General features: G+C 68.5%; 29 protein-coding genes and 1 tRNA gene. 10 read left to right on the top strand and 20 right to left on the bottom strand.

Annotated features, from left to right (window positions below; translation table 11 throughout):
- Positions 1-26 precede the first annotated feature (26 nt).
- Genes OG303_RS30590 through OG303_RS30580 form a run of 3 tightly spaced genes read right to left on the bottom strand, consistent with a single transcriptional unit; the run spans position 27 to position 2,672 of the window.
- Positions 27-1,052 (bottom strand): ATP-binding cassette domain-containing protein, encoded by a 1,026-nt coding sequence (locus OG303_RS30590; protein ID WP_405872367.1) that lies wholly within the window; start codon positions 1,050-1,052, stop codon positions 27-29.
- 5 nt (positions 1,053-1,057) lie between these two features.
- A complete protein-coding gene (locus tag OG303_RS30585) occupies positions 1,058-1,822 on the bottom strand; it encodes an ABC transporter permease (RefSeq protein ID WP_405877568.1) in 765 nt (254 codons plus the stop codon).
- 49 nt (positions 1,823-1,871) lie between these two features.
- Positions 1,872-2,672 (bottom strand): ABC transporter permease, encoded by an 801-nt coding sequence (locus tag OG303_RS30580; RefSeq protein WP_405872366.1) that lies wholly within the window; start codon positions 2,670-2,672, stop codon positions 1,872-1,874.
- Between the two features lie 203 nt (positions 2,673-2,875).
- Between OG303_RS30580 and OG303_RS30575 the strand changes: the two genes are divergently transcribed.
- Entirely contained in the window at positions 2,876-5,290 is a 2,415-nt protein-coding gene (locus OG303_RS30575; protein WP_405872365.1) for a transglycosylase domain-containing protein, read from the top strand.
- Between the two features lie 103 nt (positions 5,291-5,393).
- On the opposite strand, the gene OG303_RS30570 is transcribed toward OG303_RS30575, so the two are convergent.
- Complete coding sequence (locus OG303_RS30570; RefSeq protein WP_405872364.1) at positions 5,394-5,750, bottom strand: GroES family chaperonin; 357 nt, start codon at positions 5,748-5,750, stop codon at positions 5,394-5,396.
- 44 nt (positions 5,751-5,794) lie between these two features.
- Positions 5,795-6,124 carry a DUF3618 domain-containing protein gene (locus OG303_RS30565; protein WP_405872363.1) on the bottom strand — a complete coding sequence of 110 codons (330 nt, stop codon included), beginning with the start codon at positions 6,122-6,124 and terminating at the stop codon, positions 5,795-5,797.
- 110 nt (positions 6,125-6,234) lie between these two features.
- Between OG303_RS30565 and bcp the strand changes: the two genes are divergently transcribed.
- Positions 6,235-6,702 carry a thioredoxin-dependent thiol peroxidase gene (bcp, locus tag OG303_RS30560; protein ID WP_405872362.1) on the top strand — a complete coding sequence of 156 codons (468 nt, stop codon included), beginning with the start codon at positions 6,235-6,237 and terminating at the stop codon, positions 6,700-6,702.
- A 156-nt stretch (positions 6,703-6,858) separates the two neighbouring features.
- Positions 6,859-6,941: transfer RNA gene (locus OG303_RS30555), tRNA-Leu, on the top strand.
- A gap of 45 nt (positions 6,942-6,986) precedes the next feature.
- Here OG303_RS30555 and rdgB read toward each other — a convergent pair.
- From rdgB to OG303_RS30535, 4 genes are all read right to left on the bottom strand, one after another.
- Entirely contained in the window at positions 6,987-7,589 is a 603-nt protein-coding gene (gene rdgB, locus OG303_RS30550; protein WP_405872361.1) for an RdgB/HAM1 family non-canonical purine NTP pyrophosphatase, read from the bottom strand.
- 34 nt (positions 7,590-7,623) lie between these two features.
- Positions 7,624-8,028 carry a hypothetical protein gene (locus OG303_RS30545; protein WP_405872360.1) on the bottom strand — a complete coding sequence of 135 codons (405 nt, stop codon included), beginning with the start codon at positions 8,026-8,028 and terminating at the stop codon, positions 7,624-7,626.
- 143 nt (positions 8,029-8,171) lie between these two features.
- Positions 8,172-8,909 (bottom strand): ribonuclease PH, encoded by a 738-nt coding sequence (gene rph, locus OG303_RS30540; protein WP_405872359.1) that lies wholly within the window; start codon positions 8,907-8,909, stop codon positions 8,172-8,174.
- A 104-nt stretch (positions 8,910-9,013) separates the two neighbouring features.
- Positions 9,014-9,328 carry a glucose PTS transporter subunit EIIB gene (locus tag OG303_RS30535; protein WP_405872358.1) on the bottom strand — a complete coding sequence of 105 codons (315 nt, stop codon included), beginning with the start codon at positions 9,326-9,328 and terminating at the stop codon, positions 9,014-9,016.
- Positions 9,329-9,374: 46 nt separating this feature from the next.
- Between OG303_RS30535 and OG303_RS30530 the strand changes: the two genes are divergently transcribed.
- Positions 9,375-10,667, top strand: coding sequence for a PTS transporter subunit EIIC (locus tag OG303_RS30530; protein WP_405872357.1), 1,293 nt, complete (start codon positions 9,375-9,377; stop codon positions 10,665-10,667).
- Positions 10,668-10,878: 211 nt separating this feature from the next.
- On the top strand, positions 10,879-12,129 hold the full coding sequence (locus OG303_RS30525) for a PTS transporter subunit EIIC (RefSeq protein WP_405872356.1): 1,251 nt from the start codon (positions 10,879-10,881) through the stop codon (positions 12,127-12,129).
- 63 nt (positions 12,130-12,192) lie between these two features.
- Here the strand turns inward: OG303_RS30525 and OG303_RS30520 are convergent, their stop codons facing one another.
- Entirely contained in the window at positions 12,193-12,945 is a 753-nt protein-coding gene (locus OG303_RS30520) for an MBL fold metallo-hydrolase (RefSeq protein ID WP_405872354.1), read from the bottom strand.
- Positions 12,946-13,179: 234 nt separating this feature from the next.
- Between OG303_RS30520 and OG303_RS30515 the strand changes: the two genes are divergently transcribed.
- On the top strand, positions 13,180-13,635 hold the full coding sequence (locus tag OG303_RS30515; protein ID WP_405872353.1) for a type II toxin-antitoxin system PemK/MazF family toxin: 456 nt from the start codon (positions 13,180-13,182) through the stop codon (positions 13,633-13,635).
- A gap of 111 nt (positions 13,636-13,746) precedes the next feature.
- On the opposite strand, the gene OG303_RS30510 is transcribed toward OG303_RS30515, so the two are convergent.
- The 5 genes from OG303_RS30510 to OG303_RS30490 all read right to left on the bottom strand — a co-directional run bounded on the left by OG303_RS30510 (position 13,747) and on the right by OG303_RS30490 (position 17,226).
- Positions 13,747-14,697, bottom strand: a complete 951-nt coding sequence (locus OG303_RS30510) for a PLP-dependent cysteine synthase family protein (protein ID WP_405872352.1) — start codon at positions 14,695-14,697, stop codon at positions 13,747-13,749.
- Between the two features lie 6 nt (positions 14,698-14,703).
- Complete coding sequence (locus OG303_RS30505) at positions 14,704-14,982, bottom strand: MoaD/ThiS family protein (protein ID WP_405872351.1); 279 nt, start codon at positions 14,980-14,982, stop codon at positions 14,704-14,706.
- Between the two features lie 106 nt (positions 14,983-15,088).
- Complete coding sequence (locus OG303_RS30500) at positions 15,089-15,190, bottom strand: putative leader peptide (protein ID WP_311736770.1); 102 nt, start codon at positions 15,188-15,190, stop codon at positions 15,089-15,091.
- 79 nt (positions 15,191-15,269) lie between these two features.
- On the bottom strand, positions 15,270-15,692 hold the full coding sequence (locus tag OG303_RS30495; RefSeq protein ID WP_405872350.1) for a Mov34/MPN/PAD-1 family protein: 423 nt from the start codon (positions 15,690-15,692) through the stop codon (positions 15,270-15,272).
- A 91-nt stretch (positions 15,693-15,783) separates the two neighbouring features.
- A complete protein-coding gene (locus OG303_RS30490; RefSeq protein WP_405872349.1) occupies positions 15,784-17,226 on the bottom strand; it encodes an amino acid permease in 1,443 nt (480 codons plus the stop codon).
- Between the two features lie 445 nt (positions 17,227-17,671).
- Here OG303_RS30490 and OG303_RS30485 point away from each other — a divergent pair, with 445 nt between their 5' ends.
- The gene (locus tag OG303_RS30485) at positions 17,672-18,031 is read left to right on the top strand and encodes a hypothetical protein (protein ID WP_405872348.1); all 360 of its coding nucleotides are present in this window, start codon (positions 17,672-17,674) and stop codon (positions 18,029-18,031) included.
- 62 nt (positions 18,032-18,093) lie between these two features.
- Here the strand turns inward: OG303_RS30485 and OG303_RS30480 are convergent, their stop codons facing one another.
- Together OG303_RS30480 and clpS are read right to left on the bottom strand one after the other, a co-directional pair.
- Positions 18,094-18,696, bottom strand: coding sequence for a DUF2017 domain-containing protein (locus OG303_RS30480; RefSeq protein ID WP_405872346.1), 603 nt, complete (start codon positions 18,694-18,696; stop codon positions 18,094-18,096).
- 12 nt (positions 18,697-18,708) lie between these two features.
- Positions 18,709-19,026 carry an ATP-dependent Clp protease adapter ClpS gene (clpS, locus tag OG303_RS30475; protein WP_189311766.1) on the bottom strand — a complete coding sequence of 106 codons (318 nt, stop codon included), beginning with the start codon at positions 19,024-19,026 and terminating at the stop codon, positions 18,709-18,711.
- Between the two features lie 139 nt (positions 19,027-19,165).
- Here clpS and OG303_RS30470 point away from each other — a divergent pair, with 139 nt between their 5' ends.
- Both OG303_RS30470 and OG303_RS30465 read left to right on the top strand, forming a co-directional pair.
- A complete protein-coding gene (locus OG303_RS30470; protein WP_405872345.1) occupies positions 19,166-20,512 on the top strand; it encodes a nicotinate phosphoribosyltransferase in 1,347 nt (448 codons plus the stop codon).
- Between the two features lie 97 nt (positions 20,513-20,609).
- The gene (locus OG303_RS30465; protein WP_405872344.1) at positions 20,610-21,200 is read left to right on the top strand and encodes an isochorismatase family protein; all 591 of its coding nucleotides are present in this window, start codon (positions 20,610-20,612) and stop codon (positions 21,198-21,200) included.
- Between the two features lie 22 nt (positions 21,201-21,222).
- Here the strand turns inward: OG303_RS30465 and OG303_RS30460 are convergent, their stop codons facing one another.
- Both OG303_RS30460 and OG303_RS30455 read right to left on the bottom strand, forming a co-directional pair.
- On the bottom strand, positions 21,223-21,570 hold the full coding sequence (locus OG303_RS30460; protein ID WP_405872343.1) for a hypothetical protein: 348 nt from the start codon (positions 21,568-21,570) through the stop codon (positions 21,223-21,225).
- Positions 21,571-21,691: 121 nt separating this feature from the next.
- The gene (locus OG303_RS30455; protein WP_405872342.1) at positions 21,692-24,043 is read right to left on the bottom strand and encodes an immune inhibitor A domain-containing protein; all 2,352 of its coding nucleotides are present in this window, start codon (positions 24,041-24,043) and stop codon (positions 21,692-21,694) included.
- A 332-nt stretch (positions 24,044-24,375) separates the two neighbouring features.
- Between OG303_RS30455 and OG303_RS30450 the strand changes: the two genes are divergently transcribed.
- Positions 24,376-24,651 carry a hypothetical protein gene (locus OG303_RS30450; protein WP_405872341.1) on the top strand — a complete coding sequence of 92 codons (276 nt, stop codon included), beginning with the start codon at positions 24,376-24,378 and terminating at the stop codon, positions 24,649-24,651.
- A gap of 6 nt (positions 24,652-24,657) precedes the next feature.
- Here OG303_RS30450 and OG303_RS30445 read toward each other — a convergent pair whose 3' ends face one another.
- Positions 24,658-25,293: an RDD family protein gene (locus OG303_RS30445; RefSeq protein WP_405872339.1), complete on the bottom strand. Its 636-nt coding sequence runs from the start codon at positions 25,291-25,293 to the stop codon at positions 24,658-24,660.
- Positions 25,294-25,345 lie beyond the last annotated feature (52 nt).

The following is a 25,345-nucleotide window of genomic DNA, read 5'->3' as shown; positions in this document are numbered from 1 at the left end:
AGCCTACGAGTTCCCCCGGCCCTCGGCTACGAGACCGCTTTCTCCGCCTTCTCCGACTGCTCCGCCTTCTCCGACTGCTCCACATACATCTTGGCGATCACAGCCTCGATGTCCGGCTCCCGCACCGAGAGGTCCGCCAGCGGATACTCGGCCGCGATCCTCGCCACCAGCGCCGCCGCCGACTCGGCCGCCGGGAACGCCAGCCACTGCCGCGGCCCCTCCACCTTCACCACCCGCGCGGGCGCCGCCTCGATCGGCGCCATCTCCCGTTCCAGGTCCACCACGAGGGTCCGCTCGCTCTCCCCCACCTCGTGCAGCCCCGCGAGCGGACCGTCGTACATCAGGCGCCCGTGGTCGATGACCATCACCCGTGAGCACAACTGCTCGATGTCCTGCAGGTCATGGGTGGTCAGCAGCACCGTCGTGCCGCGCTCGGAGTTCAACTCCCGCAGGAATCCCCGCACCTTGGCCTTGGAGATCACGTCCAGGCCGATCGTCGGCTCGTCGAGGTAGAGCACCTCCGGGTCGTGCAGCAGCGCCGCCGCGATGTCCCCGCGCATCCGCTGCCCGAGCGACAGCTGCCGCACCGGGGTGTCCAACAGATCGGCCAGTTCCAGGAGTTCGACACAGCGGTCGAGGTTCTCGCGGTAACGGGCGTCCGGGATCCGGTACATGCGGTGCATCAGCTTGTACGAGTCGATCAGCGGCAGGTCCCACCACAGCGTCGTACGCTGCCCGAACACCACCCCGATGCGGTGCGCGAGCCGTGTGCGCTCGCGCGACGGGTCGATGCCCGCGACCCGCAACCGGCCGCCGGACGGGGTCAGGATGCCGGTGAGCATCTTGATCGTCGTCGACTTGCCCGCGCCGTTCGGCCCGATGTAGCCGACCATCTCGCCGCGCGCCACGGTGAAGGAGATGGAGTCGACGGCCCGCACCTGCCGCCGCTCGCTCCTCAAGAACCCCGTCTTCTTGCGCACGTCGAAGACCTTCTCGACCCGGTCGAGTTCGATGAAGTGATCGTCCACGGCTTCGTCCACAGCCTCGCCCACAGTCCTCAACTCCCCGTACTCCGATACGACCTGAGCCCCGTTCGCCACGCCAGCCCTGCCAGCGCACAGCACGCCACCGCCACCAACGGCGGCGCGAAGGCCACCCACTGCGGCAGCCCGAGCGGGATCGGCCGCCCCAGCACATAGGCCGCCGGCACCCACGTGACGAAGGCCAGCGGCAGCAGGAACGTCACCCCGCGCACCAGCTCCTTGCCGAACACCGTCGGCGGGTACTGCAACAGCGTCGCACCGCCGTACGTGAACGCGTTCTGCACCTCGGACGCGTCCTGCGCCACGAACTGGAAGGCGGCGCCCGCCACGAACACCGCGCAGAAGATCCCCGCACCGCTCACCACGATCACCGGCATCAACAGCACCTTCAGCGGGGTCCAGTCGATGTCGACGGCGGCCAGCGCGTACCCGAGCACCAGCGCGCCCTGCGTGATCCGCCCCAGCCGGCGCAGCGCGAAGCGGTCGGCCGCGACCTGCGCCAGCACCGGCGCCGGCCGCACCAGCAGCGTGTCCAGCGTGCCGTCGCGCACCCGCTGCCCCAGCCGCTCCATCGAGCCGATCGCCAGGTCCGCGAAACCGAACGCGACACTCGACAGGCCGTAGAGGAAGGCGACTTCGGGCAGCGGCCAGCCGCCCAGCGCGTCGACCCGCGAGAACATCAGCAGGATGCCGACGAAGTCCAGCGCGGTCACCGCGAAGTTCGCGAACGTGGTCATCGCGAAGGACGCGCGGTACGCCATCGTGGAGCGGATCCACATCCCGCCGATCAGACGGTAGGCCCGCAGCCCCTCCGCCACCCGGCCCACCTCAGCCACCCTGAACGACCACCCTCCGCGTCGCCACCGACTGCACCAGACGCCCGGCCGCGAGCAGCGCCACCGCCCACGCCCCCTGGAAGGCGAACGTCCCCCACGGATCGGCCTCCCCCAGCAGCACGTCCGCCGGCTTCTGCAGCAGCGCCGACCACGGCAGCTCCCGTACGACCTCGCCGAGCGCGCCCGGGAACACGTTGAGCGGCAGCATCATCCCCGAGCAGAAGAACCCGGCGAGCATCGTCATGTGCGTCATGCCCGTGCCGTCCATCAGCCAGAACGTCGACAGCGCGATCAGGTACCGGATGCCGAAACCCACCACCATCCCCAGCACCACGGTCACCAGGAACGCGGCCCAGGTCGCCAGATCCCCCGGCAGCGCCACCGGAAAGACCAGCGCACCGAACACGAAGGGGATCACCCCGCGCCCCAGCACCTGGAACAGCGCACGCCCCACGTCGGCCGCCAGCCACCACAGTTGAAGATCCGCGGGCCGGTACAGGTCGATCGCCACGTCCCCGGTCCGGATCCGCTCCATCAACTCGCCCTCGACACCGCTGCCCCCGATCGCCAGAGCCGCGAACAGCGCCTGCCCCAGCCACACATACGTGACGGCCTGCGCCTGGTCGTACCCGCCGAGGTGCGGCTTCTCGTCCCACAGCGCGAGATACGTGTACACGAGGATCAACCCGAAGACGGTGTTGGTGAACACCCCTGCCGCAGTGGCCGCCCGATACGTCGCGTACCGTCTGAAACCGCCCGCTGCGACGGCCGCGTACAACCGTCCCGAGCCCACGTCAGTCAACCTCCCGGACCGCCCGACACCGAAGCGCAGGAGCCTAGTCCGCTGGTAGTGACGCACGCCACGCATTTTCGGGGCCGGACGCGTGCCGTGATCCGGGAACGGAACGCATGGTGCGAGAGTCTTCAAGAGGGGACGCAGATGGCGTACGAGGGCGTACGGGAACGTACGACGCGAAACAGGAGTCCGAGCACAACATGAGCGACGAGCCGCAGCCGCAGCAGCCGGACCAGGGCTGGGCACCGAGAGAGCCGCAGGCGGCCGATCCGGTGGTCGGTCAGGGGGACGGACGGAAACCGAAGCGTCCCAGGAGGACCGGCTGGCGCCGGATGATCCCGACCTGGCGCATGGTGCTCGGCACCTTCGTCATCGGGATACTGCTGCTGATCGGCCTGTTCTACCTCGGCTATTCGATGGTCAACATCCCCCCGGCCAACGCCCTGGCCATGAAGCAGTCCAACGTCTATCTGTACGCGGACGGCTCCCAGCTCGCCCGCGACGGCGAGGTCAACCGGGAGAACGTCTCGCTCGCGCAGGTCTCCAAGGACGCGCAGCACGCCGTCCTGGCCGCCGAGGACCGCGACTTCTACACCGAGTCCGCCGTCGACCCCAAGGCGATGCTGCGCGCCGGCTGGAACACCGCCACCGGCAAGGGCAAGCAGTCCGGCTCGACGATCACCCAGCAGTACGTGAAGAACTACTACCTGGCCCAGGAGCAGACGGTCACCCGCAAGGCCAAGGAGTTCTTCATCTCGATCAAGCTGGACCGCGAGAAGTCCAAGGACCAGATCCTGGAGGGCTACCTCAACACCAGCTACTTCGGCCGCAACGCGTACGGCATCCAGGCCGCCGCCCAGGCCTACTACGGCATGGACGCCACCGACCTCGACCCGGCCCACGCCGCCTACCTCGCGGCGCTGGTCAACGCGCCCAGCGAGTACGACGTCGTCGCCCACCCCGAGAACAAGCCGGCCGCCGTCGCCCGCTGGAACTACGTCCTGGACGGCATGGTCAAGAAGGGCTGGCTGGCCGAGTCCAAGCGGACCGGCCTCAAGTTCCCCATGCCGAAGGAGCAGACCGTCTCCACCGGCATGTCGGGGCAGCGCGGCTACATCGTCAACGCGATCAAGGACTACCTCACCAAGAACAAGATCGTCACCGCGGACGAGCTCGAGGCCGGTGGCTACCGCATCACCACCACCCTGCAGAAGAGCAAGCAGGACGCCTTCGTGAAGGCCGTGAACGACAAGGTGATCTCGAAGCTCGACAAGAAGAACAACAAGGTCGACAACTACGTCCGCGCGGGCGGCGCCTCCGTCGACCCGAAGACCGGCAAGGTCGTCGCGATGTACGGCGGCATCGACTACGTCAAGCAGTACACGAACGGCGCGACCCGCGGCGACTTCCAGGTCGGCTCCACCTTCAAGCCCTTCGTCTTCGCCTCGGCCGTCCAGAACCACTCCGAGACGCAGGACGGCCAGATCATCACGCCCAACACCTACTACGACGGCACCAACAAGCGCCCCGTACAGGGCTGGAGCGGCGGCAGCTACGCGCCCGAGAACGAGGACCAGGGCTCCTACGGCGAGGTCACCGTGCGCACCGCCACCGACAAGTCCATCAACTCGGTGTACGCACAGATGGCCGTGGACGTCGGCCCCGACAAGGTCAAGCAGACCGCGATCGACCTCGGCATCCCGTCCGGCACCCCCGACCTGACCGGGACGCCCTCCATCGCGCTCGGCGTGAACACCGCCAGCGTCCTCGACATGGCGGAGGCGTACGCGACCATCGCCAACCACGGCAAGCGCGGCACGTACACGATGATCGACTCGATCACCAAGAACGGCAAGGACGTGGTCGATCTGCCCAAGCAGCAGACCAGCCAGGCCGTCAGCCGTGAAGCCGCCGACACCACCACGTCGATCCTGCAGAGCGTCGTCGAGAACGGCACCGCCACCGCAGCCCAGGGCGCCGACCGCCCCGCCGCCGGCAAGACCGGCACCGCGGAGGAGGACACGGCCGCCTGGTTCGCCGGCTACACACCCGACCTCGCGACCGTCGTCTCCGTCATGGGCCAGGACCCCGTGACCGCCGCCCACAAGTCGCTCTACGGCGCCATGGGCCTGGACCGCGTCAACGGCGGCGGCCCGCCCGCCGAGATCTGGGCGCAGTACACCAAGGCCGCCCTGAAGGGGAAGACGGCGACCGACTTCGACCTCGAACTGCAGGCGGGCGCCGAGGAGACCCAGCCCCCCGCCGTCACCCAGCCCCCGCAGCAGCCGGGCACCGGCGGCACGACCACCACGGGCGGCGAGGAGAACCAGGGCCAGACGCAGGGTCAGGACAACGGCGGCACGACGACCGACGGCGGCACGACCACCACGGGCGGCACGACGACCGACGGCGGAACCACCGGCGACACTACGACCGGCGGAACCACGACCGACGGCGGCACGACAACCGACGGCGGAACCACCGGCGACACCACGACCGGCGGAACGACGGGCTCGACCACCGGAGACACGAGCAGCGGCGGCACCACGGGAACCGACACCGGGGGTACGACGGCGGGCACAGCGGGCCCGCAGTCGACCAGCCGAAAACAGTGAGGACTCGGGCCTAGGGCCCGAGAGGTCGGCCTTCGGCCCGACCACGGCGACCAGAAACGACAAAAAGGGCTGGTGACAACGGTCACCAGCCCTTCCCGGGTCTCTACAGGTACAGCCCCATCGTGTCCTCGGACCCCTCGAACCGGTCGGCGGCCACGGCGTGCAGATCACGCTCGCGCATCAGCACGTACGCGACCCCGCGCACCTCCACCTCGGCACGGTCCTCCGGGTCGTACAGAACCCGGTCGCCCGGCTCCACGGTCCGCACGTTCTGCCCCACCGCGACGACCTCGGCCCAGGCCAGCCGACGCCCGACGGCCGCCGTGGCGGGGATCAGGATCCCGCCACCGGAACGCCGCTCGCCCTCACTGGTGTCCTGCCGGACGAGGACCCGGTCGTGCAGCATCCGGATGGGCAGCTTGTCGTGCTGGGTGCTGTGCTCGTTTCTGTTGGCGCTCACAGCTCAGAACCTACCTGCCTTTGAAGCCCGCGTACGCCGCCGGGTCAGCCCTTGCGGCGACGGCTGCCCAGGACGAGAAGCCCCACCAGTCCCACGGCGACGACCGCGACGGGCACGATGCGCTCCAGCCGGGGCGCGCCCTCCTCGTCGACGAACCGTGCCTTGACGTCGCTCACGGCCTTGTTGACCCCGACGTAGGCCCGCCCCAGCGTGTGATCGATGTTGGAGACGACCTTGGCCCTGGCGTCCCCGACGATCGTCTTCGGATGCACCCGCACCCCGATCTCGTCGAGCGTCTCCGCCAGTACGTCGCGGCGACGCTTGATGTCCGCCTCGATCTGCGCCGGGGTTCTGGTGTCCGACGTGTCCGCCACGGTGAGGCCTCCGAAGTCAGCCGATGCCTGTCACTGATTGTTGCTGTTCTGGACAGTCTGTCAGTTCCGTCCGCGCCTGCACTGTCAGGACCCCCGGTTACGCTTGCCCGATGAGCGAGCGACTCCAGCCCGGGGACGTGGCCCCCGACTTCACCCTCCCCGACGCCGACGGCAAGGACGTGTCCCTGTCTGCCCACAAGGGCCGCAAGGTCATCGTCTACTTCTACCCGGCGGCCCTCACGCCCGGCTGCACCAAGCAGGCCTGCGACTTCACGGACAACCTGGAACTCCTGACCGGCGCCGGCTACGACGTCATCGGCATCTCCCCCGACAAGCCGGAGAAGCTGGCGAAGTTCCGCGAGAAGGAGTCCCTGAAGGTCACACTCCTGGCCGACCCCGAAAAGACGGTCACCGAGACCTACGGCGCCTACGGCGAGAAGAAGAACTACGGCAAGACGTACATGGGCGTCATCCGCTCCACGATCGTCGTGGACGAGGAGGGCAAGGTCGAACGGGCCCTGTACAACGTCCGCGCGACGGGCCACGTGGCGAAGATCATCAAGGATCTGGGGATCTGAGAACCCGCTTCTGCTGCTCGAGCGGCCCGCGCCTGGGTACCCCGGCGCGGGCCGCTTCACGTTTCGGTCGTGACTGTCCGACCGACACCTGGTGCCGAGGAGGAAGCCGGAGGCCCTCATAACCGAGCTCTGGCGGACCGGTAGCATGGCGGCTGCGCGGCCGTGGCGAAATGGCATACGCGAGGGCCTTAGGAGCCCTTGGGTGAAAACCCGTGTGGGTTCGAATCCCACCGGCCGCACCGCCCCGCACCTTCATCTTGAAGGCGCGGGGCATTTTCGTCGGCTCAGCCCAACAACTCCCGCACCACCGGCACAAGCGCCCGGAACGCCTTGCCCCGATGGCTGATCGCGTTCTTCTCCCCGGGGCTCAGTTCCGCGCACGTCCGCGACTCCCCCTCGGGCTGCAGGATCGGGTCGTAGCCGAAGCCGTTCGTGCCGACCGGGGTGTGCCGGAGCAGGCCCCGCAGTTGGCCCTCGACCACCCGTTCCGTGCCGTCCGGCAGGGCGAGTGCTGCCGCGCAGGCGAAGTGGGCGCCGCGGTGTTCGTCGGCGATGTCGCCGAGTTGGGCGAGCAGCAGCTCCAGGTTGGCCCGGTCGTCGCCGTGCTTGCCTGCCCAGCGGGCGGAGAAGATGCCGGGGGCGCCGTTCAGGACGTCGACGCAGAGGCCGGAGTCGTCGGCGACGGCGGGCAGGCCGGTGGCCCGGGCCAGGGCGTGGGCCTTGAGCAGGGCGTTCTCGGCGAAGGTGACGCCTGTTTCCTTGACGTCGGGTACGTCGGGGTAGGCGTCCGCGCCGACCAGGTCGTGGGGCAGGTCTGCGTCGGCGAGGATCGCCCTCAGTTCGGTGATCTTTCCGGCGTTGCGGGTGGCGAGGATCAAGCGCGTCATGGGCCCACAGTATTGGGGGTCCGAAGGCCGGTGCCTATGAGGTGCACACCTTCGTCAGCTCGCCTGCCGCGTCCGTCACCGGGCTGACGTCCGGGGTGTTGTCGCCGTTCTTGATGGATGTGCGGACGTTGCCGACGGCCTTGTCCAGGTTGTCGACCGCCTTGTTGACGTCGGCGTTGTCGGTCTTGTCGCCGATCTTGTCGAGGTTCTTGTCTATGGAGGTGAGGGACTCGTCCAGCTGCGTCGGGTCGTTGGTGGCGTTCTCGACGGCCTGCTGGAGATCGGTGACGCTGTCGGCGATGGCGTCGGCGGTCTGGACGCAGTCCAGGGCCTTGTTCACTGCGTCGCAGCCCGTGGTGAGGCCTGCCGTCAGCCCGACCGCCATGACTGCCGCGGCGACTTGGGCGATACGGCTGCTCCGACGGCGGCTGATGACCATGACTGTGTTCCTCCTTTGTGCAGGCCTCACAGGCCCCCGTGAACTGGTCGAGCGCACGGTGGTGTGCCGTGCGCCCGTACTCGTAGGGACGCGAGGGCGGGCGGCGGGGTTGCCCCCGGCGGCCGTTCCTCTTGGGGCGCCCTTTACTTTTCGAGGACCGTATCAAGTGCCTTGCGCTGAAGGACAGCGAGTTCTTCGCAGCCCGAAACCGCCAGGTCCAGAAGGGAGTTGAGCTCCTCGCGGGCGAACGGCTCGGCCTCCGCGGTGCCCTGGACCTCGACGAAGCGGCCGTCGCCGGTGCAGACGACGTTCATGTCGGTCTCGGCGCGGACGTCCTCCTCGTAGCAGAGGTCGAGCAGGGGCACTCCGCCGACGATGCCGACCGAGACCGCGGACACCGTTCCGGTCAGCGGCCGGCGGCCGGCCTTGATCAGCTTCTTGCCCTGGGCCCAGGCGACGGCGTCGGCGAGCGCCACGTACGCCCCGGTGATCGCCGCCGTGCGGGTGCCGCCGTCGGCCTGGAGGACGTCGCAGTCGAGGACGATCGTGTTCTCGCCGAGCGCCTTGTAGTCGATGACCGCGCGCAGGGAGCGGCCGATGAGGCGGCTGATCTCGTGGGTGCGGCCGCCGATCTTGCCGCGTACGGACTCGCGGTCGCCGCGGGTGTTGGTGGCGCGGGGAAGCATGGAGTACTCGGCGGTGACCCAGCCCTCGCCGCTGCCCTTGCGCCAGCGGGGGACGCCCTCGGTGACGGAGGCGGTGCAGAAGACCTTGGTGTCGCCGAAGGAGACCAGGACGGAGCCTTCGGCGTGCTTGCTCCAGCCGCGTTCGATGGTGATCGGGCGGAGTTGTTCGGGGGTGCGACCGTCGATTCGAGACATGGCCACGAGCCTATCCGTACAAGCGGAAAGGGCCCCTCCCCGGTGGGAAAGGGCCCCTGTGAGTGAGCGGGCGGGCTCACGTCGGGCAGGAGTGAGCGGGCGGCTCACATGAGGTCTTCGATCTCCGCTGCGATGGGGTCGGCGTCGGTGCCGATGACGACCTGGATCGCGGTGCCCATCTTGACGACGCCGTGGGCGCCGGCGGCCTTCAGGGCGGCTTCGTCGACCTTGCTCGGGTCGACAACCTCGGTGCGCAGGCGGGTGATGCAGCCCTCGACCTCTTCGATGTTGTCGATACCGCCGAGCCCGGCAACGATCTTCTCAGCCTTGGTGGCCATTTCAGTCTCCTCACGCACGGTTGGCTCAACTTCGCGAGCGATTGCGTCGTGCGTACCGAAGGATGACGTCACAGCAGCCATATCGCCCGTAACTGGTCTACACCACTTGACAGGCGGTCGCCAACCCATGAGCGCCGACACCGAGATCTCCCCGGCCCGGCAGCGGTGGAACATCGCGTTCCAGGGCCTGCAGAAGATGGGCCGCAGCCTCCAGCTCCCCATCGCGGTGCTGCCGGCGGCGGGCATCCTGAACCGCCTCGGCCAGCCGGACGTGTTCGGGGACGACGGGCTCGGGTGGACGGACGTCTCGAAGGTGATGGCCGGCGCGGGCGGCGCCCTGCTCGACGGCTCCCTCGGACTCCCCCTCCTGTTCTGCGTCGGCGTCGCGATCGGCATGGCGAAGAAGTCGGACGGCTCGACGGCGCTGGCGGCGGTCGCGGGTTTCCTCGTCTACTACAACGTGCTGCGTCAGTTCCCGGAGGACTGCCCCTCGGGCACGAAGACCGTCGTCGGCATCGGCTGCCAGGGGACGGTCGACCAGACGGTGGTGACGTTCACCTATCTGAACCCGGGCGTCTTCGGCGGCATCGTGATGGGCCTGCTGACGGCCTACCTGTGGCAGCGCTACCACCGCACCAAGCTGGTGGACTGGCTCGGCTTCTTCAACGGCCGGCGTCTCGTCCCGATCATCATGGCGTTCGTGGCGATCGCGTTCGCCGCGCTGTGCCTGTGGATCTGGCCGCCGATCGGTGACGGCCTGGAGAGTTTCAGTGACTGGCTGAGCGATCTGAGCTCGTGGGGTGCGGGCATCTTCGGCGTCGCGAACCGGGCGCTGCTGGTGATCGGCCTGCACCAGTTCCTGAACGTGCCCATCTGGTTCCAGTTCGGCAGTTACACCAAGCCGGACGGCACGGTGGTGCACGGTGACATCAACATGTTCCTGGCGGGCGATCCGAACGCGGGCCAGTTCACCTCGGGGTTCTTCCCGATCATGATGTTCGCGCTGCCGGCCGCGGCGCTGGCGATGACGCACTGTGCGAAGCCGAGCCGTCGCAAGGAGATCGGCGGTCTGATGCTGTCGGTGGCGCTGACGTCGTTCGTCACGGGCATCACCGAGCCGATCGAGTACTCGTTCCTGTTCGTCGCGCCGGTGCTGTACGCGATCCACGCGTTGCTGACGGGTGTGTCGATGGCGGTGACGTGGGGGCTCGGCGTGCACGACGGGTTCAGTTTCTCCGCCGGGCTCATCGACTACATCATCAACTGGAACCTGGCGACGAGACCGTGGGCGATGATCCCGATCGGGCTGTGCTTCGCCGCGGTGTACTACGTGATCTTCCGTTTCGCGATCACGAAGTTCGACCTGAAGACTCCGGGACGGGAGCCGGAGGAGGAGCACGAGGACGTCACGAAGGCCTGAAGCGGCCTTACACCACAAGGGAGTTGGACCCTCGGACCACCGGTCCGGGGGTCCTTTGTCGTGCCTGCGGGGACGCGCTCAAGATCGCTGGAGTTGTACGGCGCGTAGCGCTCCGGTTGCAGGTTTTACGGGTTCCTTTATGCGGACTTCATCTGCTACAACAGGTCTACACCACTGAGTGGTGTAGACCACCACCCGATGGAGGAAGTCTATGAGCACCGCCACCGCGCCAACGGCGGCCCCCGCGAAGAAGTGGGGATCAGGTCTGATCCAGGGCCTGCAGAAGGTAGGCCGCAGCCTGCAGCTCCCGATCGCCGTGCTTCCGGCGGCCGGCATCCTGCTGCGCTTCGGTCAGGCAGACATCCACGACAAGCTGCACCTGCCCGACAAGGTCACGGCGGTGTTCGCCACTGCGGGTGGCGCGATCTTCGACAACCTGCCGCTGCTGTTCTGCATAGGCGTGGCGATCGGCTTCGCGAAGAAGTCCGACGGCTCCACCGCCCTCGCGGCCCTGGTCGGCTTCCTGGTCTACAGCAACGTGCTCAAGGCCTTCCCCGTCACCGAGGCGAAGATCCTGAAGGGCGCGGACATAGCCGCGACCTACAACAACCCCGGTGTCCTCGGCGGCATCATCATGGGTCTGCTCTCCGCCGTGCTGTGGCAGAAGTTCCACCGCACCAAGCTCGTGGACTGGCTCGGCTTCTTCAACGGCCGCCGCCTGGTGCCGATCATCATGGCCTTCGTCGGCACGCTCATGGGCGTCTTCTTCGGCCTGGTCTGGGAGCCGATCGGTGAGGGCATCTCCAACTTCGGCGAGTGGATCACCGGCCTCGGAGCCTTCGGTGCGGGTCTGTTCGGTCTGATCAACCGCGCGCTGATCCCGGTCGGCATGCACCAGTTCGTGAACTCCGTCGCCTGGTTCCAGATCGGCGACTTCAAGAACGCCTCCGGCACCGTCGTCCACGGCGACCTGACCCGCTTCTTCGCCGGTGACCCGACCGCCGGTCAGTTCATGTCCGGCTTCTTCCCGATCATGATGTTCGGTCTGCCGGCCGCCGCGATCGCCATCGCCCACTCCGCCCGCCCCGAGCGCCGCAAGGCCGTGATGGGCATGATGATCTCGCTCGCGCTGACCTCCTTCGTGACCGGCGTGACCGAGCCCATCGAGTTCTCGTTCATGTTCATCGCCCCGATCCTGTACGGGATCCACGCGGTGCTGACCGCCCTGTCCATGGCGATCACCTGGGCGCTCGGCGTCCACGCCGGCTTCACCTTCTCGGCGGGCGCGATCGACTACGGCCTGAACTGGAGCCTGGCCACCAAGCCCTGGCTGATCATCCCGATCGGTCTCGTCTTCGGCGCGATCTACTACTTCGTCTTCCGCTTCGCCATCACCAAGTTCAACCTCCCCACCCCGGGCCGCGAGCCCGAGGAGGAGGTCGAGGACCTCACCAAGGCGTGAGTCCCACGACGTGACGAAGGCCCCGGCACCGAAGAGGTGCCGGGGCCTTCGTGTACGTACTGTCTAGATCTCGTACGACACCCTCGGCGCCGCCAGTTCCACCGGCCCGTCGAACACCGCGCGGGCGTCGGCCAGGTTGACCTGGGGGTCGGTCCACGGGGGGATGTGGGTGAGGACCAGGCGGCGGGCTCCCGCCCTGGCCGCCGTCTCGCCCGCCTCGCGGCCGTTGAGGTGCAGGTCGGGGATGTTCTCCTTGCCGTGCGTGAACGCGGCCTCGCACAGGAACAGGTCGCTGTCGCGGGCGAGTTCGTCCAGCGCGGGGCTGATGCCCGTGTCGCCGGAGTACGTCAGGGACGTCCCGCCGTGCTCGACGCGGATGCCGTAGGCCTCCACGGGATGGGCCACGCGTTCCGTGTGCACCGTGAACGGGCCGATCTCGAACGTGGACGGCTTGACCGTGTGGAAGTCGAAGACCTCGCTCATGGAGGAGGCGGTGGGGGTGTCGGCGTAGGCGGTGGTGAGCCGGTGCTCCGTGCCCTCGGGTCCGTAGACCGGGAGCGGGTCGCAGCGGCCGCCGTCGTGCCGGTAGTAGCGCGCCACGAAGTAGGCGCACATGTCGATGCAGTGGTCGGCGTGCAGATGGCTGAGGAAGATCGCGTCGAGGTCGTAGAGACCGCAGTGGCGCTGCAGCTCGCCAAGGGCACCGTTGCCCATGTCGAGGAGCAGCCGGAAGCCGTCGGCCTCTACGAGGTAGCTCGAGCAGGCCGATTCCGCGGACGGGAACGACCCCGAGCAGCCGACGACGGTGAGCTTCATAAAGCAGAAACCTCCGCTGGCGGGACTTTTCTGGGAAGGAGACGGGGGTCGTGCGGTCCGTCGAGCGTAAGGCGCAAAACCTCGGGTCGCTCCTCCAGCAAGGGCTGTTGTGGGCGAACTCACCTGTGCTGTCACCGGTTCGGCTGGACGCGGGGCGAGTCAGACGCGAGAAGGCGAGCACGGGTTCGAACGAGGGGCGCGCGATGCCGATCGCGCGCCGGTAACGTCGTCCGTATGGACACGTCATGGTGGCTGGCGCTCGCCGCGGTGATACTGCTCGCGCTGGTCGCCACGCTCGTGGACGGCTGGGGGCGCGGGCGTCGACCCGCGGGTCGGCGGACACGGCCGCCGGGGCGGCCGAGCGGGCGGGGCGGGGGCGGGCAGCCCAGGCCGGCGGAGATCTGGTGGGCGAACGTCCCGTACGAGGACAGACCGGGGAACAAGGACCGGCCCTGTCTGGTGCTCGCGGTGCGCGGCAACCGGGCGACGGTCGCGAAGATCACCAGCAAGTACCACGACGAGCGGTCCGGGGTGATCCCGCTGCCGCCGGGCTCGGTCGGGGACGCGCAGGGGCGGGCGAGCTTCCTGGAGACGGACGAGCTGCGGGAGGTCTCGGTCGGGGACTTCCGGCGGCGGGTGGGCGTGGTGGATCCGCTGCTGTGGGATCAGGTGCGGTATCTGGCGAGGTAGGGCGGTGCCGGTCGCTCGCGTGAGGTGACCCGGCAGGAGGCCCGAGTCCGGAGACGGCGAACGGGCCGAAGCGCGGTGCCTCGGCCCGTGTCGCGATGCGGTGCGTGTGTCCTACGCCCAGAGCTGACCCCGCAGCGTCTCGATGGCCTCTTCCGTGGTGGCCGCCGTGTAGACGCCGGTCGAGAGGTACTTCCAGCCGCCGTCGGCCACGATGAACACGATGTCCGCGCTCTCGCCCGCCTTGACCGCCTTGTGGCCCATGCCGATCGCCGCGTGCAGGGCCGCGCCGGTGGAGACGCCCGCGAAGATGCCCTCCTGCTGGAGGAGTTCGCGGGTGCGGGTGACCGCGTCCGCCGAGCCGACCGAGAAACGGGTCGTCAGGACGGATGCGTCGTACAGCTCCGGTACGAAGCCCTCGTCGAGGTTCCTGAGCCCGTACACCAGGTCGTCGTAGCGGGGCTCCGCGGCGACGATCCTGACGTCCGGCTTGTTCTCGCGCAGGAAGCGGCCGACGCCCATCAGCGTGCCCGTCGTGCCCAGGCCCGCCACGAAGTGGGTGATGGACGGGAGGTCGGCGAGGATCTCCGGGCCCGTCGTCGCGTAGTGGGCGCCCGCGTTGTCCGGGTTGCCGTACTGGTAGAGCATCACCCAGTCCGGGTGCTCGGCCGACAGCTCCTTGGCCACCCGTACCGCCGTGTTGGAGCCGCCCGCCGCCGGGGACGAGATGATCTCCGCACCCCACATGCCGAGCAGGTCACGGCGTTCCTGCGAGGTGTTCTCCGGCATCACGCACACCATGCGGTAGCCCTTGAGCTTCGCCGCCATGGCCAGGGAGATGCCGGTGTTGCCCGAGGTGGGCTCCAGGATCGTGCAGCCCGGGGTCAGACGGCCGTCCTTCTCCGCCTGTTCGATCATGTGCAGGGCCGGCCGGTCCTTGACCGAGCCGGTCGGGTTGCGGTCCTCGAGCTTGGCCCAGATCCGGACGTCGGCGGACGGCGAGAGCCGTGGCAGGCGCACCAGAGGGGTGTTGCCCACCGCGGCCAGCGGGGAGTCGTACCGCATCGACGATCAGGCCATGCCGCCGGCCACGGCCGGCAGGATCGTGACGTTGTCGCCGTCGGCGACCTTGGTGTTGATGCCGTCGAGGAAGCGGACGTCCTCGTCGTTCAGGTACACGTTGACGAAGCGGCGCAGCTCGCCGCCGTCCACGATGCGGGCCTGGATGCCCGTGTGCCGGGACTCGAGGTCGGCGAAGAGCGCGGCGAGTGTGTCCCCGTTGCCCTCCACCGCCTTCTGGCCGTCGGTGTAGGTGCGGAGGATGGTGGGGATGCGGACCTCGATGGCCATGGCTCAGGGCTCCTGTCGGGAGTGGTCAGTCGGTGGGCGCGCGGCAGCGCAGAACAGCGGGATGATGCGGTGAGGCGCCGCGGCTCACGGCCGTACGGCGGCAGGATCAGCGCGTACAGATGGCGCTCTGCAGCCTGCACAGGTCGACGTGCAGCCGCGCCACGAGCAGCATGCCCGGCGTCTTGTCGCTCACGTCGTGGAAAACCATGGGGTCATCGTATCGATTCCCGGTGGGGAGCCCAGAGTGTGATCTCACATTTCGGACGGATTTCATCCGGCCTTCGAGATCAGTACGACTCCACCACCGTGACCTCCTCCTCCGTGACCTCGCCCTCGACGATCCGGAACGAGCGGAACTGGAAGGGGCCGGACTCGTCGGTGTCCGCGGTCGAGACGAGGACGTAGTGCGCGCCGGGCTCGTTCGCGTACGAGATGTCGGTGCGGGACGGGTAGGCCTCCGTCGCCGTGTGGGAGTGGTAGATGACCACCGGCTCCTCGTCGCGGTCGTCCATCTCGCGGTAGAGCTTCAGGAGGTCGCCCGAGTCGAACTCGTAGAACGTGGGCGACATCGCCGCGTTCAGCATCGGGATGAACCGCTCGGGGCGGTCCGAACCCGCCGGGCCCGCGACGACGCCGCACGCCTCGTCGGGGTGGTCCTTGCGCGCGTGGGCGACGATCTGGTCGACGAGGGCCTGGGTGATGGTCAGCATGCTGGTCAGGATAAGCAGAGGGGCCGTCCCGTACCGAGTGCTGGTACGGGACGGCCCACATCGCGGACGTCCGCTCGGAGCGAGCAGCGCCCTAGCCGCGCTGGAGCCCCAGGTCGGCGCCGACCGGCGCCTTGCGCCGGGCGATCCGGTAGCCGACCACCAGGACCAGGAACCAGACGGCGAACACGTACAGCCCGAGCCGGGTGTCGCTGTCGCTGGCCATCAGGGCGACGACGGAGCCGAGCGCGGCGATGGCGATCCAGTTGGTGATCGGGGCGCCGGGCATCCGGAAGTCGGCGGCCGGGAGGAGTCCGGCCCGGACCCTGGAGCGGTAGCGCAGGTGGGCCGCGAGGATCACGGTCCAGGTCCACAGCCCGGCGCAGGTGGCGACCGAGGTGATGTAGAGGAACGCCTTGTCCGGCGAGACGATGTTGACGATCACGCCGATGCCCATGAAGAGCGAGGAACCGACCAGCGCGGGCAGCGGAAGCTGACGGCCGCTGAGCCGGGCGGCCGCCTTGGGCGCCTCGCCGTTGACGGCCAGGCCGCGCAGCATCCGGCCGGTGGAGTAGATGCCCGAGTTGCAGGAGGACAGCGCGGCGGTGAGGACCACGAAGTTCATGATCCCGGCGGCGCCGGGGATGCCGACGGCGGCGAAGACCTGCACGAAGGGGCTCACGCCCGGGGTGTACTTGGTCCAGCTGTACACGGACAGGATGACGATCAGCGAGCCGACGTAGAAGATGCCGATGCGGACCGGGAGCGTGTTGATCGCCTTGCGGAGGGTCTTCTTGGGGTTCTCGGCCTCGCCCGCGGTGATGCCGACGAGCTCGACTCCGAGGTAGGCGAAGATGACGCCCTGCATGGCGAGCATGGCCTGCCAGGCGCCGCTGGGCGCGAAGCCGCCGTCCGCCCACAGATGGGTGACCGAGGCGGAATCGCCGACGGAGGAGAAGCCGAAGGTGAGGATGCCGACGCCGATGACGATCATCGCGACGATCGCGGTGACCTTGATGGTGGAGAACCAGAACTCCAGCTCACCGAAGATCTTGACCGAGACCAGGTTCGCGACGAAGAGCACGACCAGGGCCACGGCGGCGGTCGACCAGACGGGCACCGAGGGCCACCAGTAGTTGATGTAGTGGCCGGCCGCCGTCACCTCGGACATGCAGGCGGTGACCCACAGGGCCCAGTACGACCAGCCGGTGACGAAGCCGGTGAAGGGACCGAAGAACTCACGGGCGTAGTCGGCGAAGCTGCCGGAGGTGGGGCGGTAGGTGAGCAGCTCGCCCAGGGCCCGCATGATGAAGAAGATGACGACGCCGGCGATCGCGTAGCAGGCGATCAGACTGGGCCCGATGTTCGCGATGCTGGTGCTGGAGCCGTAGAAGAGGCCGGTGCCGATGGCTCCGCCGATGGCGATCATCTGGACCTGGCGGCCGTTGAGTCCGCGTTGGTACCCCTCTGCGGGGGCGTCGCCGTCCAGGGCCTCACTGCCGTCGTGGTACTGCTCTTCGACCTGCGACGAGGTCATGTTGGTGCGCCTTCCTCCATACCGATCCGAGCCGGCTGTGCGGCCTCGGATCGGATCCCGATCCCCCCGGACTGATGGAGCGTGTGCCTGGCCGGCGGTCCGCCGGCTCGGTGGCGCACCCGACGGGACGTGGGTGGTGTCCTGTCGGGCGGTCGTGAAGATTTATCACGCCCGCAACACCGGGCAGCGGCGCCACACGTGACGCACGCCACCGCCAGATGAGAACAAAAGCCGCGCTTCTCGCGGAATCCGGCCACTTCGTTGATGTGATCGTTATTCGGATCTGAGCTTCCCCTGAGCAAATGCGCACAGGCTCAGATCTAGATCAATTCCATTGCCCCGGGCTCGCCAAGATCCATAGCGTGCAGCCCGAGAAGGCCGGAACACGGCGGCTGACCAACCGCCCCGGCTTTCGTGAAGTGCACGCAACCCAAGGGGAAAACCAATGCGGATCAAGCTCGTTTCCGTCGCCGTTCTCGGATCGCTCGCGCTGGGCGCTGTTCCGGCGGTCGCGCAGACGCAGCCGACGGGGAACCGGACGTCGAAGTCGGTCGTCACCCCGAAGATCGACACCTGGCAGGACATCGCCGCCGGCAAGTGCTACTACGGCGACAAGGAGTCCTGCGAACTGCTCGTCAAGGGCCTCAAGATGAGCAAGAAGACGAAGAACTGCCTCGTCAACGCTTCCGTTGCGGCCGCAATCTCGCTCATCGTCGGCCGGGTCAACAAGGACCTGGCGAGCAAGGTCGCCAAGCAGGCCGTCGGCGCGGGGGCGACCTCCTGCATCACGGCGCTGGTCAGCTGACCGGCAGCAAGCATGGGGCGGGCCCCGTCGCGTTCATCGCGGCGACGGGGCCCGCTCCGCCGTCAGGGCAGGAGGGTCGAGACGAGCGTCTCCTGCAGCCCGCCGAGCCACAGATACGCCATCACCATCGGCTTGCGCGGGTCCTCGTCGGGGAGCCGGTAGAGGAGGTCGGTGTCGTCCTCGTCGGTGATGTCCAGGCGGGAACCGATCGCCAGGCGCAGGTCGTTGAGGGCGCCCAGCCACTGCCGGGACTCGTCTGGCGAGAGCTTGAGGATCGCCCCGCCGTCGCCGCCCGGCGTCAGCGCGTCCAGCGAGCGGACCACCGCGAGCGCGCTCTCACGCTTGCCGGCGCGCAGGTCGTTCTCGGTGAAACGGCGGAACTCGGCGGAGTACGCCTGCTGTTCCTCGGCCTCCTTCGGCCCGGGCGTACCCTCCGGGTCGCTGTAGGCGTCCGGGAAGAGCCGCCTGAGCACCGGGTCCTTGGGGGGCTCACTGGGCCCCTCGGCGAAGAGCTCGGCCAGCGGGTCGTCGGGGGCGTCCCCGGCGGGGCCGGGTCCGACGAGCTCCAGGAGCTGGACGGCCAGCGACCGGATGATGGAGATCTCGACGTCGTCGAGGGCGACGGCCGCGCCGCCGCCGGGGAGCGGTTCGAAGTGTCCGGGCATCAGGTGCTATCGCTACTTCCGGTCCTGCTGGAGGGTGGCCCACAGGCCGTAACCGTGCATGGCCTGCACATCGCGTTCCATCTCCTCGCGAGAGCCGCTGGAGACGACCGCCCGGCCCTTGTGGTGGACATCGAGCATGAGCTTGGTGGCCTTGTCCTTGGTGTAGCCGAAGTACGTCTGGAAGACGTACGTCACGTAGCTCATGAGGTTGACCGGGTCGTTGTGCACGATCGTGACCCAGGGGACGTCCGGCTCGGGTACGGCGAAGACCTCCTCCGCCGACTCGGTGCGTTCGATCTCTAGGGGAGCGGGTGACGTCACAGGCCCCATGCTGCCACGGTCCCCACAAATCGTCACACTGACGCGAAGGGGTGTTAGCATCGTTGCCATGCTGCACACACCGGGGGACAACCCCCGGACCCCCGGCCGACCTGGGGGCACCCGGCACGTCGTAGCTAGGAGAGCTTTCGTGGATGTAGCGGACCTTGGGCTGCCGGTGGACGTCCCCTCTACGGCGCTCTTCACGGACCAGTACGAGCTCACGATGCTGCAGGCCGCCCTCAAGGGCGGTACCGCCGAGCGGCGGAGCGTCTTCGAGGTCTTCACCCGACGGCTGCCCGACGGGCGGCGCTACGGCGTCGTGGCGGGCACCGGGCGTGTCCTGGACGCCGTGGAGAACTTCCGGTTCGACGCGGACGTCCTCGGCTTCCTGCGCGAGCGCGGCATCGTCGACGAGGAGACCCTGAAATGGCTCGCCTCCTACCGCTTCAGCGGTGACGTCTGGGGCTACCCCGAGGGCGAGGTGTACTTCCCGGGCTCGCCGATCATGCGGGTCGAGGGTTCCTTCGCCGAGTGCGTGCTGCTGGAGACGGTGATCCTCTCCATCCTCAACCACGACTCCGCGATCGCCGCGGCCGCCTCCCGCATGTCCGCCGCCGCCGGGGACCGCCCGCTGATCGAGATGGGCGCCCGGCGTACGCACGAGCTCGCCGCCGTCGCCGCCTCCCGCGCCGCGTACGTCGGCGGTTTCGCCTCCACCTCCGACCTGGCGGCCGGCTTCCGCTACAACATCCCGACCGTCGGCACCTCCGCCCACGCCTTCACCCTGCTGCACGACCACGAACGGGACGCCTTCCAGGCCCAGGTGAACTCGCTGGGCCGCAACACCACGCTGCTCGTCGACACGTACGACGTCGCCGAGGCCGTGCGGACGGCCGTCGAGGTCGCCGGGCCCGAGCTGGGCGCCGTGCGCATCGACTCCGGCGACCTGCTGCTGGTCGCGCACCGGGTGCGGCAGCAGCTGGACGAGCTGGGGGCGACCGACACGAAGATCGTCGTGACCTCGGACCTGGACGAGTACGCGATCGCCTCGCTGGCGGCGGCGCCCGTGGACGCGTACGGCGTCGGTACGCAGCTGGTGACCGGGTCCGGGCATCCGACCTGCTCGATGGTGTACAAGCTGGTCGCCCGTGCCGAGTCCGCCGATCCGAAGGCGCCGCTGGTGCCGGTGGCGAAGAAGTCCAGCGGCGGCAAGACGTCGATCGGGGGCCGCAAGTGGGCCGCGCGGCGGCCGGACGCGGACGGGGTCGCGGAGGCCGAGGTCGTCGGCACCGGGCCGGTTCCGGCCGAGCTCACCGACCGGCAGCTGCTGGTCCAGCTGGTCAAGGGCGGCGACGTGGTCGCCCGCGAGCCGCTGGACGTCGTACGCGACCGGCATGTGTCCGTGCTCGCCGATCTGCCGCTGTCCGCCACCCAGTTGTCGCGCGGGGAACCGGTCATTCCGACGGAGTACGTCCATGTGCGCCCGGGTAGCTAGAGGCTGTGACGCAGGCTCTCAAGGCGGGTGCGCCCTCCCGCAGCGCCGCCGAAGTCTCTAGGCTCGTAAGTTCACCCATAGTCGAAGGACACCCACCATGCGCCGCGCCTTGATCGTCGTTGACGTACAGAACGACTTCTGCGAGGGGGGCAGCCTCGCGGTGGCCGGCGGTGCCGACGTGGCCGCCGCCGTGACCGAGCTGATCGGGCAGGCGGCCGGCTCCGGCTACCAGCACGTGGTGGCCACCCGCGACCACCACATCGCACCCGGCGGCCACTTCGCCGACAACCCCGACTTCGCCCACTCCTGGCCCGCCCACTGCGTCGCGGGCACGGAGGGCGTCGGCTTCCACCCGAACTTCGCGCCCGCCGTCGCCTCCGGCGCGATCGACGCCGTCTTTGACAAGGGGGCGTACGCGGCGGCCTACAGCGGCTTCGAGGGCGCCGACGAGAACGGCGTGAAGCTGGCCGACTGGCTGCGCGCACGGGAGGTGAGCGAGGTGGACGTCGTCGGGATCGCCACCGATCACTGCGTGCGCGCCACCGCCCTGGACGCCGCCCGGGAGGGCTTCCGCACCCAGGTCCTGCTCGACCTCACCGCCGGGGTCGCCGAGGGCACCACCGAGCGGGCGCTCGAGGAGCTGCGGGAGGCGGGCGTGGAGCTCTCCGGGAAGCCCGTGGTCGCCTAGGGCGGCGCCATGGCGGCCCGGGTTACGCGGGCGCCGTGGGGCGTCGCAGCAGGGCCCTGATGGGGTGCCACAGCTCCTGGGGGAGCTCCGGGCCGGACACGACACCGTTGTCAGGTGCCGTTCGCCATATCAGGCCGTCGGGGTGGTGCAGGACCGCGGTGATCTCGTCCGGGGTCGGCGGGGCCGCGTTGCCGCGCAGATACACCGCCCGCATGCCCAGGTTGCGCAGCCTGGTCAGGGCGCGCGCCCGGTTGCGGGCGTGGACGAGGACACGGACACAGTCCGTGCCGTAGGCGGTGGTGGGTCTGGGCAGGTTCAGCGCCACCACCACACTGCCGGTCGGCAGCTTGCAGAAACCTCCTGCGGCCATGCAGTCACACCCCCGTGCGAGTCGGTGTCAATAAGAAAAGCACAGGACGCACCTAAACACGATCGGCGGCGACCCGCCAGGGGGTCACCGCCGATACGCTTCTGACCTGCAGGAATGCCGACTACTTCGCCGCGGGGCCCACTTCGACCTTGATCGTCGAGCCGTTCTTGGCCTCCTGGACGATCTTGATCTTGGTGTTGGTGTCAGTGATCTTCACACCGGCGAACGGGGTCGCGCTGTCGTAGTACGTGCTCGTGTGGTCGTTGAAGACCGGCACGCCCTTCGACGACGGGATCCTCGTCGCGACGTCCGCGTTGTGCAGCGTGATGCCGTCCGTGCGGTACAGGCTGAACGGCGAGTCGTAGGCCTGGATACGGCTGCGCATCAGCGTGCCGTCGGACCACTTCAGCGCGGTCGGGTGCGAGTCGACCGGCAGGACCAGGCCGGCACCGGGGTGCTGGCTGGTGTTGTTGTCCTGCTGCGAGGTGTCCCACTTCCAGATCAACAGGCCGTTCTGGTACGGGAAGTGCTCCACCCAGTCCGGACGGGTCGTCGAGAAGCCGAAGTTGTACGGGCCGACCTTGAGGGTCTTGTCGTACGACACGTACTGGCGGTTCTCGGCGAGGTAGTACTGCGCGTAGTCCTTGGTGAAGGACGCGCCGATCCGGGAGAAGCCGGTGGCCGTCCAACTCGGGTCGGCGCTCTCGACGTTGTCGGCGAAGACCGCCGTGCCGTCCGCGGTCACCGTGATCTCGTCGGCCGCGAAGCCCTTCTGGGCCACACCGCTGTCGGTCTGGTAGCGGAAGCGCAGGTCGATCTTCTTGCCCGCGTAGGCGTCCAGCGAGTACGACAGCTTCTTGTAGCCGTCGGCCGTGCCCGTCAGCGCCGGCTTGTCGCTGCCGTCGCGCGGGATGGCCTGGCCGTCCACCGTGCCGTCGAGCGCGGTCCAGTTGGCGCCGCCGTCGGTCGACACCTCGGTGTAGAGGTAGTCGTAGCCCGCCTCGATGTCGTAGAAGCCGTCGAGGGTGAGGGCGGCCGAGGACTTGCCGGTGAGGTCCACCGAGCGGGTCAGCGTGTTCTTCAGGTCGTTGCCGCTGCCGCTCCACCACTGGGTCGCACCCTGCGCCGGAGCGACGACCTCGGTGGTGACCGCCTTGTCGGGCAGCGAAACCACCAGCGCCTGCTTGTCCTTGGTGTTGTACTCGGCGACGCCCAGCTTGTGCTTCGACTTCTTCCCGGCCTTCGCCGTGTCGTAGTTCAGCCAGCCCAGCTGCAGCTTGTCCCAGGCGTTGAAGTCGCCCGGCAGGTCGCCGATGGCGTCCTTGCCGCGGCCGAGCCAGGAACCGGAGGACATCAACGTCCAGAAGCCGGTGGAGTTCTCGCCGGCGCCGGTGGTGTCGTAGTGGTCCGGCAGACCGAGGTCGTGACCGTACTCGTGGGCGAAGACGCCGAGTCCGCCGTTCTCCGGCTGGATGGTGTAGTCGCCGACCCAGATGCCGCTGTCGCCGATCTGCGCGCCGCCCAGCTTGTTGCCCGTGGGGCCGGTGGCGCCCGCGTCGGTGCCGAACGCGTACCAGCGGTGCGCCCAGATGGCGTCCGTGCCCTGGACGCCGCCGCCCGCGGACTCGTCCTCGCCGGCGTGCACGATCTGGAAGTGGTCGATGTAGCCGTCGGGCTCGTTGAAGTTGCCGTCGCCGTCGTAGTCGTAGCGGTCCCACTGGTCGAACTTCGCCAGGTCCGTCTTGATGTCGGCGTCCGACCTGCCGGCCGCCTTCTGCTGGGCGACCCACGCCGTCACGCCGTCACTGACGACGTTCCACACGCTCGGGCAGTTGGTGGAGCCGCAGGCGTTGTTGCCGTAACGGGCCTCGTTGTAGGGGACCTTGACCCAGTCGGCGACCTCGCCGTCCACCGAGTAGCGGCCCGAGGACTGCTTCTCGTAGAACTTCTTCATCGACTCGGTGTTCTTGCCGGTGCCGAAGTAGAGGTCCTTGTAGTGCGCCTGGTTGTAGTCCGCCTGCCAGGCCGTCGAGTTGTCCTTGGTGCGGTCGGGCTGGGCTATCTGGTTGTGCGCCGGGCCGGCCGTGCCGCCGTAGGTGCTGTCTATCTTGTCGCCGAACTCGACCAGGATCGTGAAGATCTTGTCGGTCTTCTCCCGGCCCAGTTCTACGTACTTGCTGTCGCCCTTCTTGCTCTTGAGCTGGACGACCTGCGAACCGTTGCGGTCCTTCACCTGGGCCTTGCCGGATATGACCTGGTTCAGGGCCTCCTGGCGCTGGGCCTCCTGGGTCTTGGAGAGCGGACCGTCGAGGTCGTGCTCCTCCATGTTGACCGCAGCCGGGTCGTGGCGGTCAATGGTGGCGGACTTGGCCGGGTCGGCCTGGGCCACGGCGAACGTCGAGAACGTGGCGGTGGCCGCCGCGAGCGCGACACCGACCGCGGTCGCTCTGAACGTCCAGGGTCTATGGGTCACTTGAGTTCCTCTTGGTCAAGGTGGCAAGTCAAGTGACGCAATTTGACTAGAGGATGGTAAGAAAAAACAGACCTTGACTTGTGCAGGACAAGTGCACTATGCGGAAGCCCCGTCCGGTTTACGAACACCCCGACCGGCGCGTTCACGCGTCCACGTGTTGGACGGCATGACTCCGTGCGCCCCCTGTGCACCGGCACTGTTGGTTAGGTCACGCTTACCGTTCGTTCCACTCGGGCATGCACGCGATTAGAGTCGATTGGCGGACTGCCCGGAACCCGGTGGAAAGCCAGGCCGACACCCCCGTGGACCCCACTTCCGAGGACACGATTGCCATGCCTCGTCCGACGCCCGCCCAGCTCGTCTACGGTTCGTGCACCGTGATCTTCTCGACGCTCGCCATGCTGCTGCTGTCACAGACGAGTTCGGGCGTGGGGATCGCGGTCATCGCCGTCGCGGCACTCGCCCTCGGGCTCCTGGTCGCCATGACCGTCCCGCTCCCCGGGCCGAGGGTCGTCGCGGTGCAGCAGCCCGAGACGCAGGAAACGCCCGTACCGGCCACGGTCGCCGCGGTGGCGTCCGAGCCGGTGCATGAGCGAGCAGCTTCCTGACCTACCTCAACTGCTGCTGACCACCACCGTCTTGGCGGCCTTGTCGTGCAGGCCCTGCTTGTAGGGCTTGTCGAAGTAGCTCCAGCCGCCCGCGATCGCCGTCCAGATGCAGGCGCAGCAGAACGCGAACGGGATCCACAGCACCGCCGAGCGGGCCAGCATGGTCTGCACGGAGGGCGTGGAGCCGTTGTCGAGGTTGGCCACGCGCAGGTTCAGCCACTTCTTGCCGAGCGTCTGACCCGACTTGCTCATCATGACGGTGTCGTAGCCGATGTAGAGCACGGCGGCGACGAGGGACTGCGCGAAGCCCTTGCCGAACTCGACGTTGTTGTTGTCGACGGAGTACTCGTGCACGCCGATCGGCCAGGTGACCAGCCAGACGACGATGCCCACCAGGATCAGGTCGATGATCCGGGCCAGCGTGCGCTTGCCGCTGGCCGCAAGCGGCGGCATGCCGGCGAGGGGGTCGGTGGGGTACGAGCCGCCGCCACCGTAGGGGTCACCGCCGCCGTAGGGCGGGGGTTGCTGGCCGCCTCCGGGCGCGTCGTACGGTGAGCCCGACCCCTGGCCGGGCGGGGGCTGCTTCCTGAACGGGTCCTCTTCCGGCGGTTGGCCGGAGCCGTGGGGCGGTTCAGTGCTCATGGCCCGAGTGGACCGCGAACCCCTCGGCTCCGCATCCGGCAGACGGCCGTCC

The organism is Streptomyces sp. NBC_00005 (assembly GCF_045160215.1).
Lineage (GTDB): Bacteria > Actinomycetota > Actinomycetes > Streptomycetales > Streptomycetaceae > Streptomyces.
This window is presented reverse-complemented; position numbering and strand designations above follow the sequence as displayed.

Bases quoted from the DNA above. Each gene is read 5' to 3' on its own strand.
- OG303_RS30585 (WP_405877568.1), bottom strand. From the start codon at position 1,822: ATGTGGATCCGCTCCACGATGGCGTACCGCGCGTCCTTCGCGATGACC.
- OG303_RS30575 (WP_405872365.1), top strand. From the start codon at position 2,876: ATGAGCGACGAGCCGCAGCCGCAGCAGCCGGACCAGGGCTGGGCACCG.
- bcp (WP_405872362.1), top strand. From the start codon at position 6,235: ATGAGCGAGCGACTCCAGCCCGGGGACGTGGCCCCCGACTTCACCCTC.
- rdgB (WP_405872361.1), bottom strand. From the start codon at position 7,589: ATGACGCGCTTGATCCTCGCCACCCGCAACGCCGGAAAGATCACCGAA.
- OG303_RS30545 (WP_405872360.1), bottom strand. From the start codon at position 8,028: ATGGTCATCAGCCGCCGTCGGAGCAGCCGTATCGCCCAAGTCGCCGCG.
- rph (WP_405872359.1), bottom strand. From the start codon at position 8,909: ATGTCTCGAATCGACGGTCGCACCCCCGAACAACTCCGCCCGATCACC.
- OG303_RS30535 (WP_405872358.1), bottom strand. From the start codon at position 9,328: ATGGCTGCTGTGACGTCATCCTTCGGTACGCACGACGCAATCGCTCGC.
- OG303_RS30530 (WP_405872357.1), top strand. From the start codon at position 9,375: ATGAGCGCCGACACCGAGATCTCCCCGGCCCGGCAGCGGTGGAACATC.
- OG303_RS30525 (WP_405872356.1), top strand. From the start codon at position 10,879: ATGAGCACCGCCACCGCGCCAACGGCGGCCCCCGCGAAGAAGTGGGGA.
- OG303_RS30520 (WP_405872354.1), bottom strand. From the start codon at position 12,945: ATGAAGCTCACCGTCGTCGGCTGCTCGGGGTCGTTCCCGTCCGCGGAA.
- OG303_RS30515 (WP_405872353.1), top strand. From the start codon at position 13,180: ATGGACACGTCATGGTGGCTGGCGCTCGCCGCGGTGATACTGCTCGCG.
- OG303_RS30510 (WP_405872352.1), bottom strand. From the start codon at position 14,697: ATGCGGTACGACTCCCCGCTGGCCGCGGTGGGCAACACCCCTCTGGTG.
- OG303_RS30505 (WP_405872351.1), bottom strand. From the start codon at position 14,982: ATGGCCATCGAGGTCCGCATCCCCACCATCCTCCGCACCTACACCGAC.
- OG303_RS30500 (WP_311736770.1), bottom strand. From the start codon at position 15,190: ATGGTTTTCCACGACGTGAGCGACAAGACGCCGGGCATGCTGCTCGTG.
- OG303_RS30495 (WP_405872350.1), bottom strand. From the start codon at position 15,692: ATGCTGACCATCACCCAGGCCCTCGTCGACCAGATCGTCGCCCACGCG.
- OG303_RS30490 (WP_405872349.1), bottom strand. From the start codon at position 17,226: ATGACCTCGTCGCAGGTCGAAGAGCAGTACCACGACGGCAGTGAGGCC.
- OG303_RS30485 (WP_405872348.1), top strand. From the start codon at position 17,672: ATGCGGATCAAGCTCGTTTCCGTCGCCGTTCTCGGATCGCTCGCGCTG.
- OG303_RS30480 (WP_405872346.1), bottom strand. From the start codon at position 18,696: ATGCCCGGACACTTCGAACCGCTCCCCGGCGGCGGCGCGGCCGTCGCC.
- clpS (WP_189311766.1), bottom strand. From the start codon at position 19,026: ATGGGGCCTGTGACGTCACCCGCTCCCCTAGAGATCGAACGCACCGAG.
- OG303_RS30465 (WP_405872344.1), top strand. From the start codon at position 20,610: ATGCGCCGCGCCTTGATCGTCGTTGACGTACAGAACGACTTCTGCGAG.
- OG303_RS30460 (WP_405872343.1), bottom strand. From the start codon at position 21,570: ATGGCCGCAGGAGGTTTCTGCAAGCTGCCGACCGGCAGTGTGGTGGTG.
- OG303_RS30450 (WP_405872341.1), top strand. From the start codon at position 24,376: ATGCCTCGTCCGACGCCCGCCCAGCTCGTCTACGGTTCGTGCACCGTG.
- OG303_RS30445 (WP_405872339.1), bottom strand. From the start codon at position 25,293: ATGAGCACTGAACCGCCCCACGGCTCCGGCCAACCGCCGGAAGAGGAC.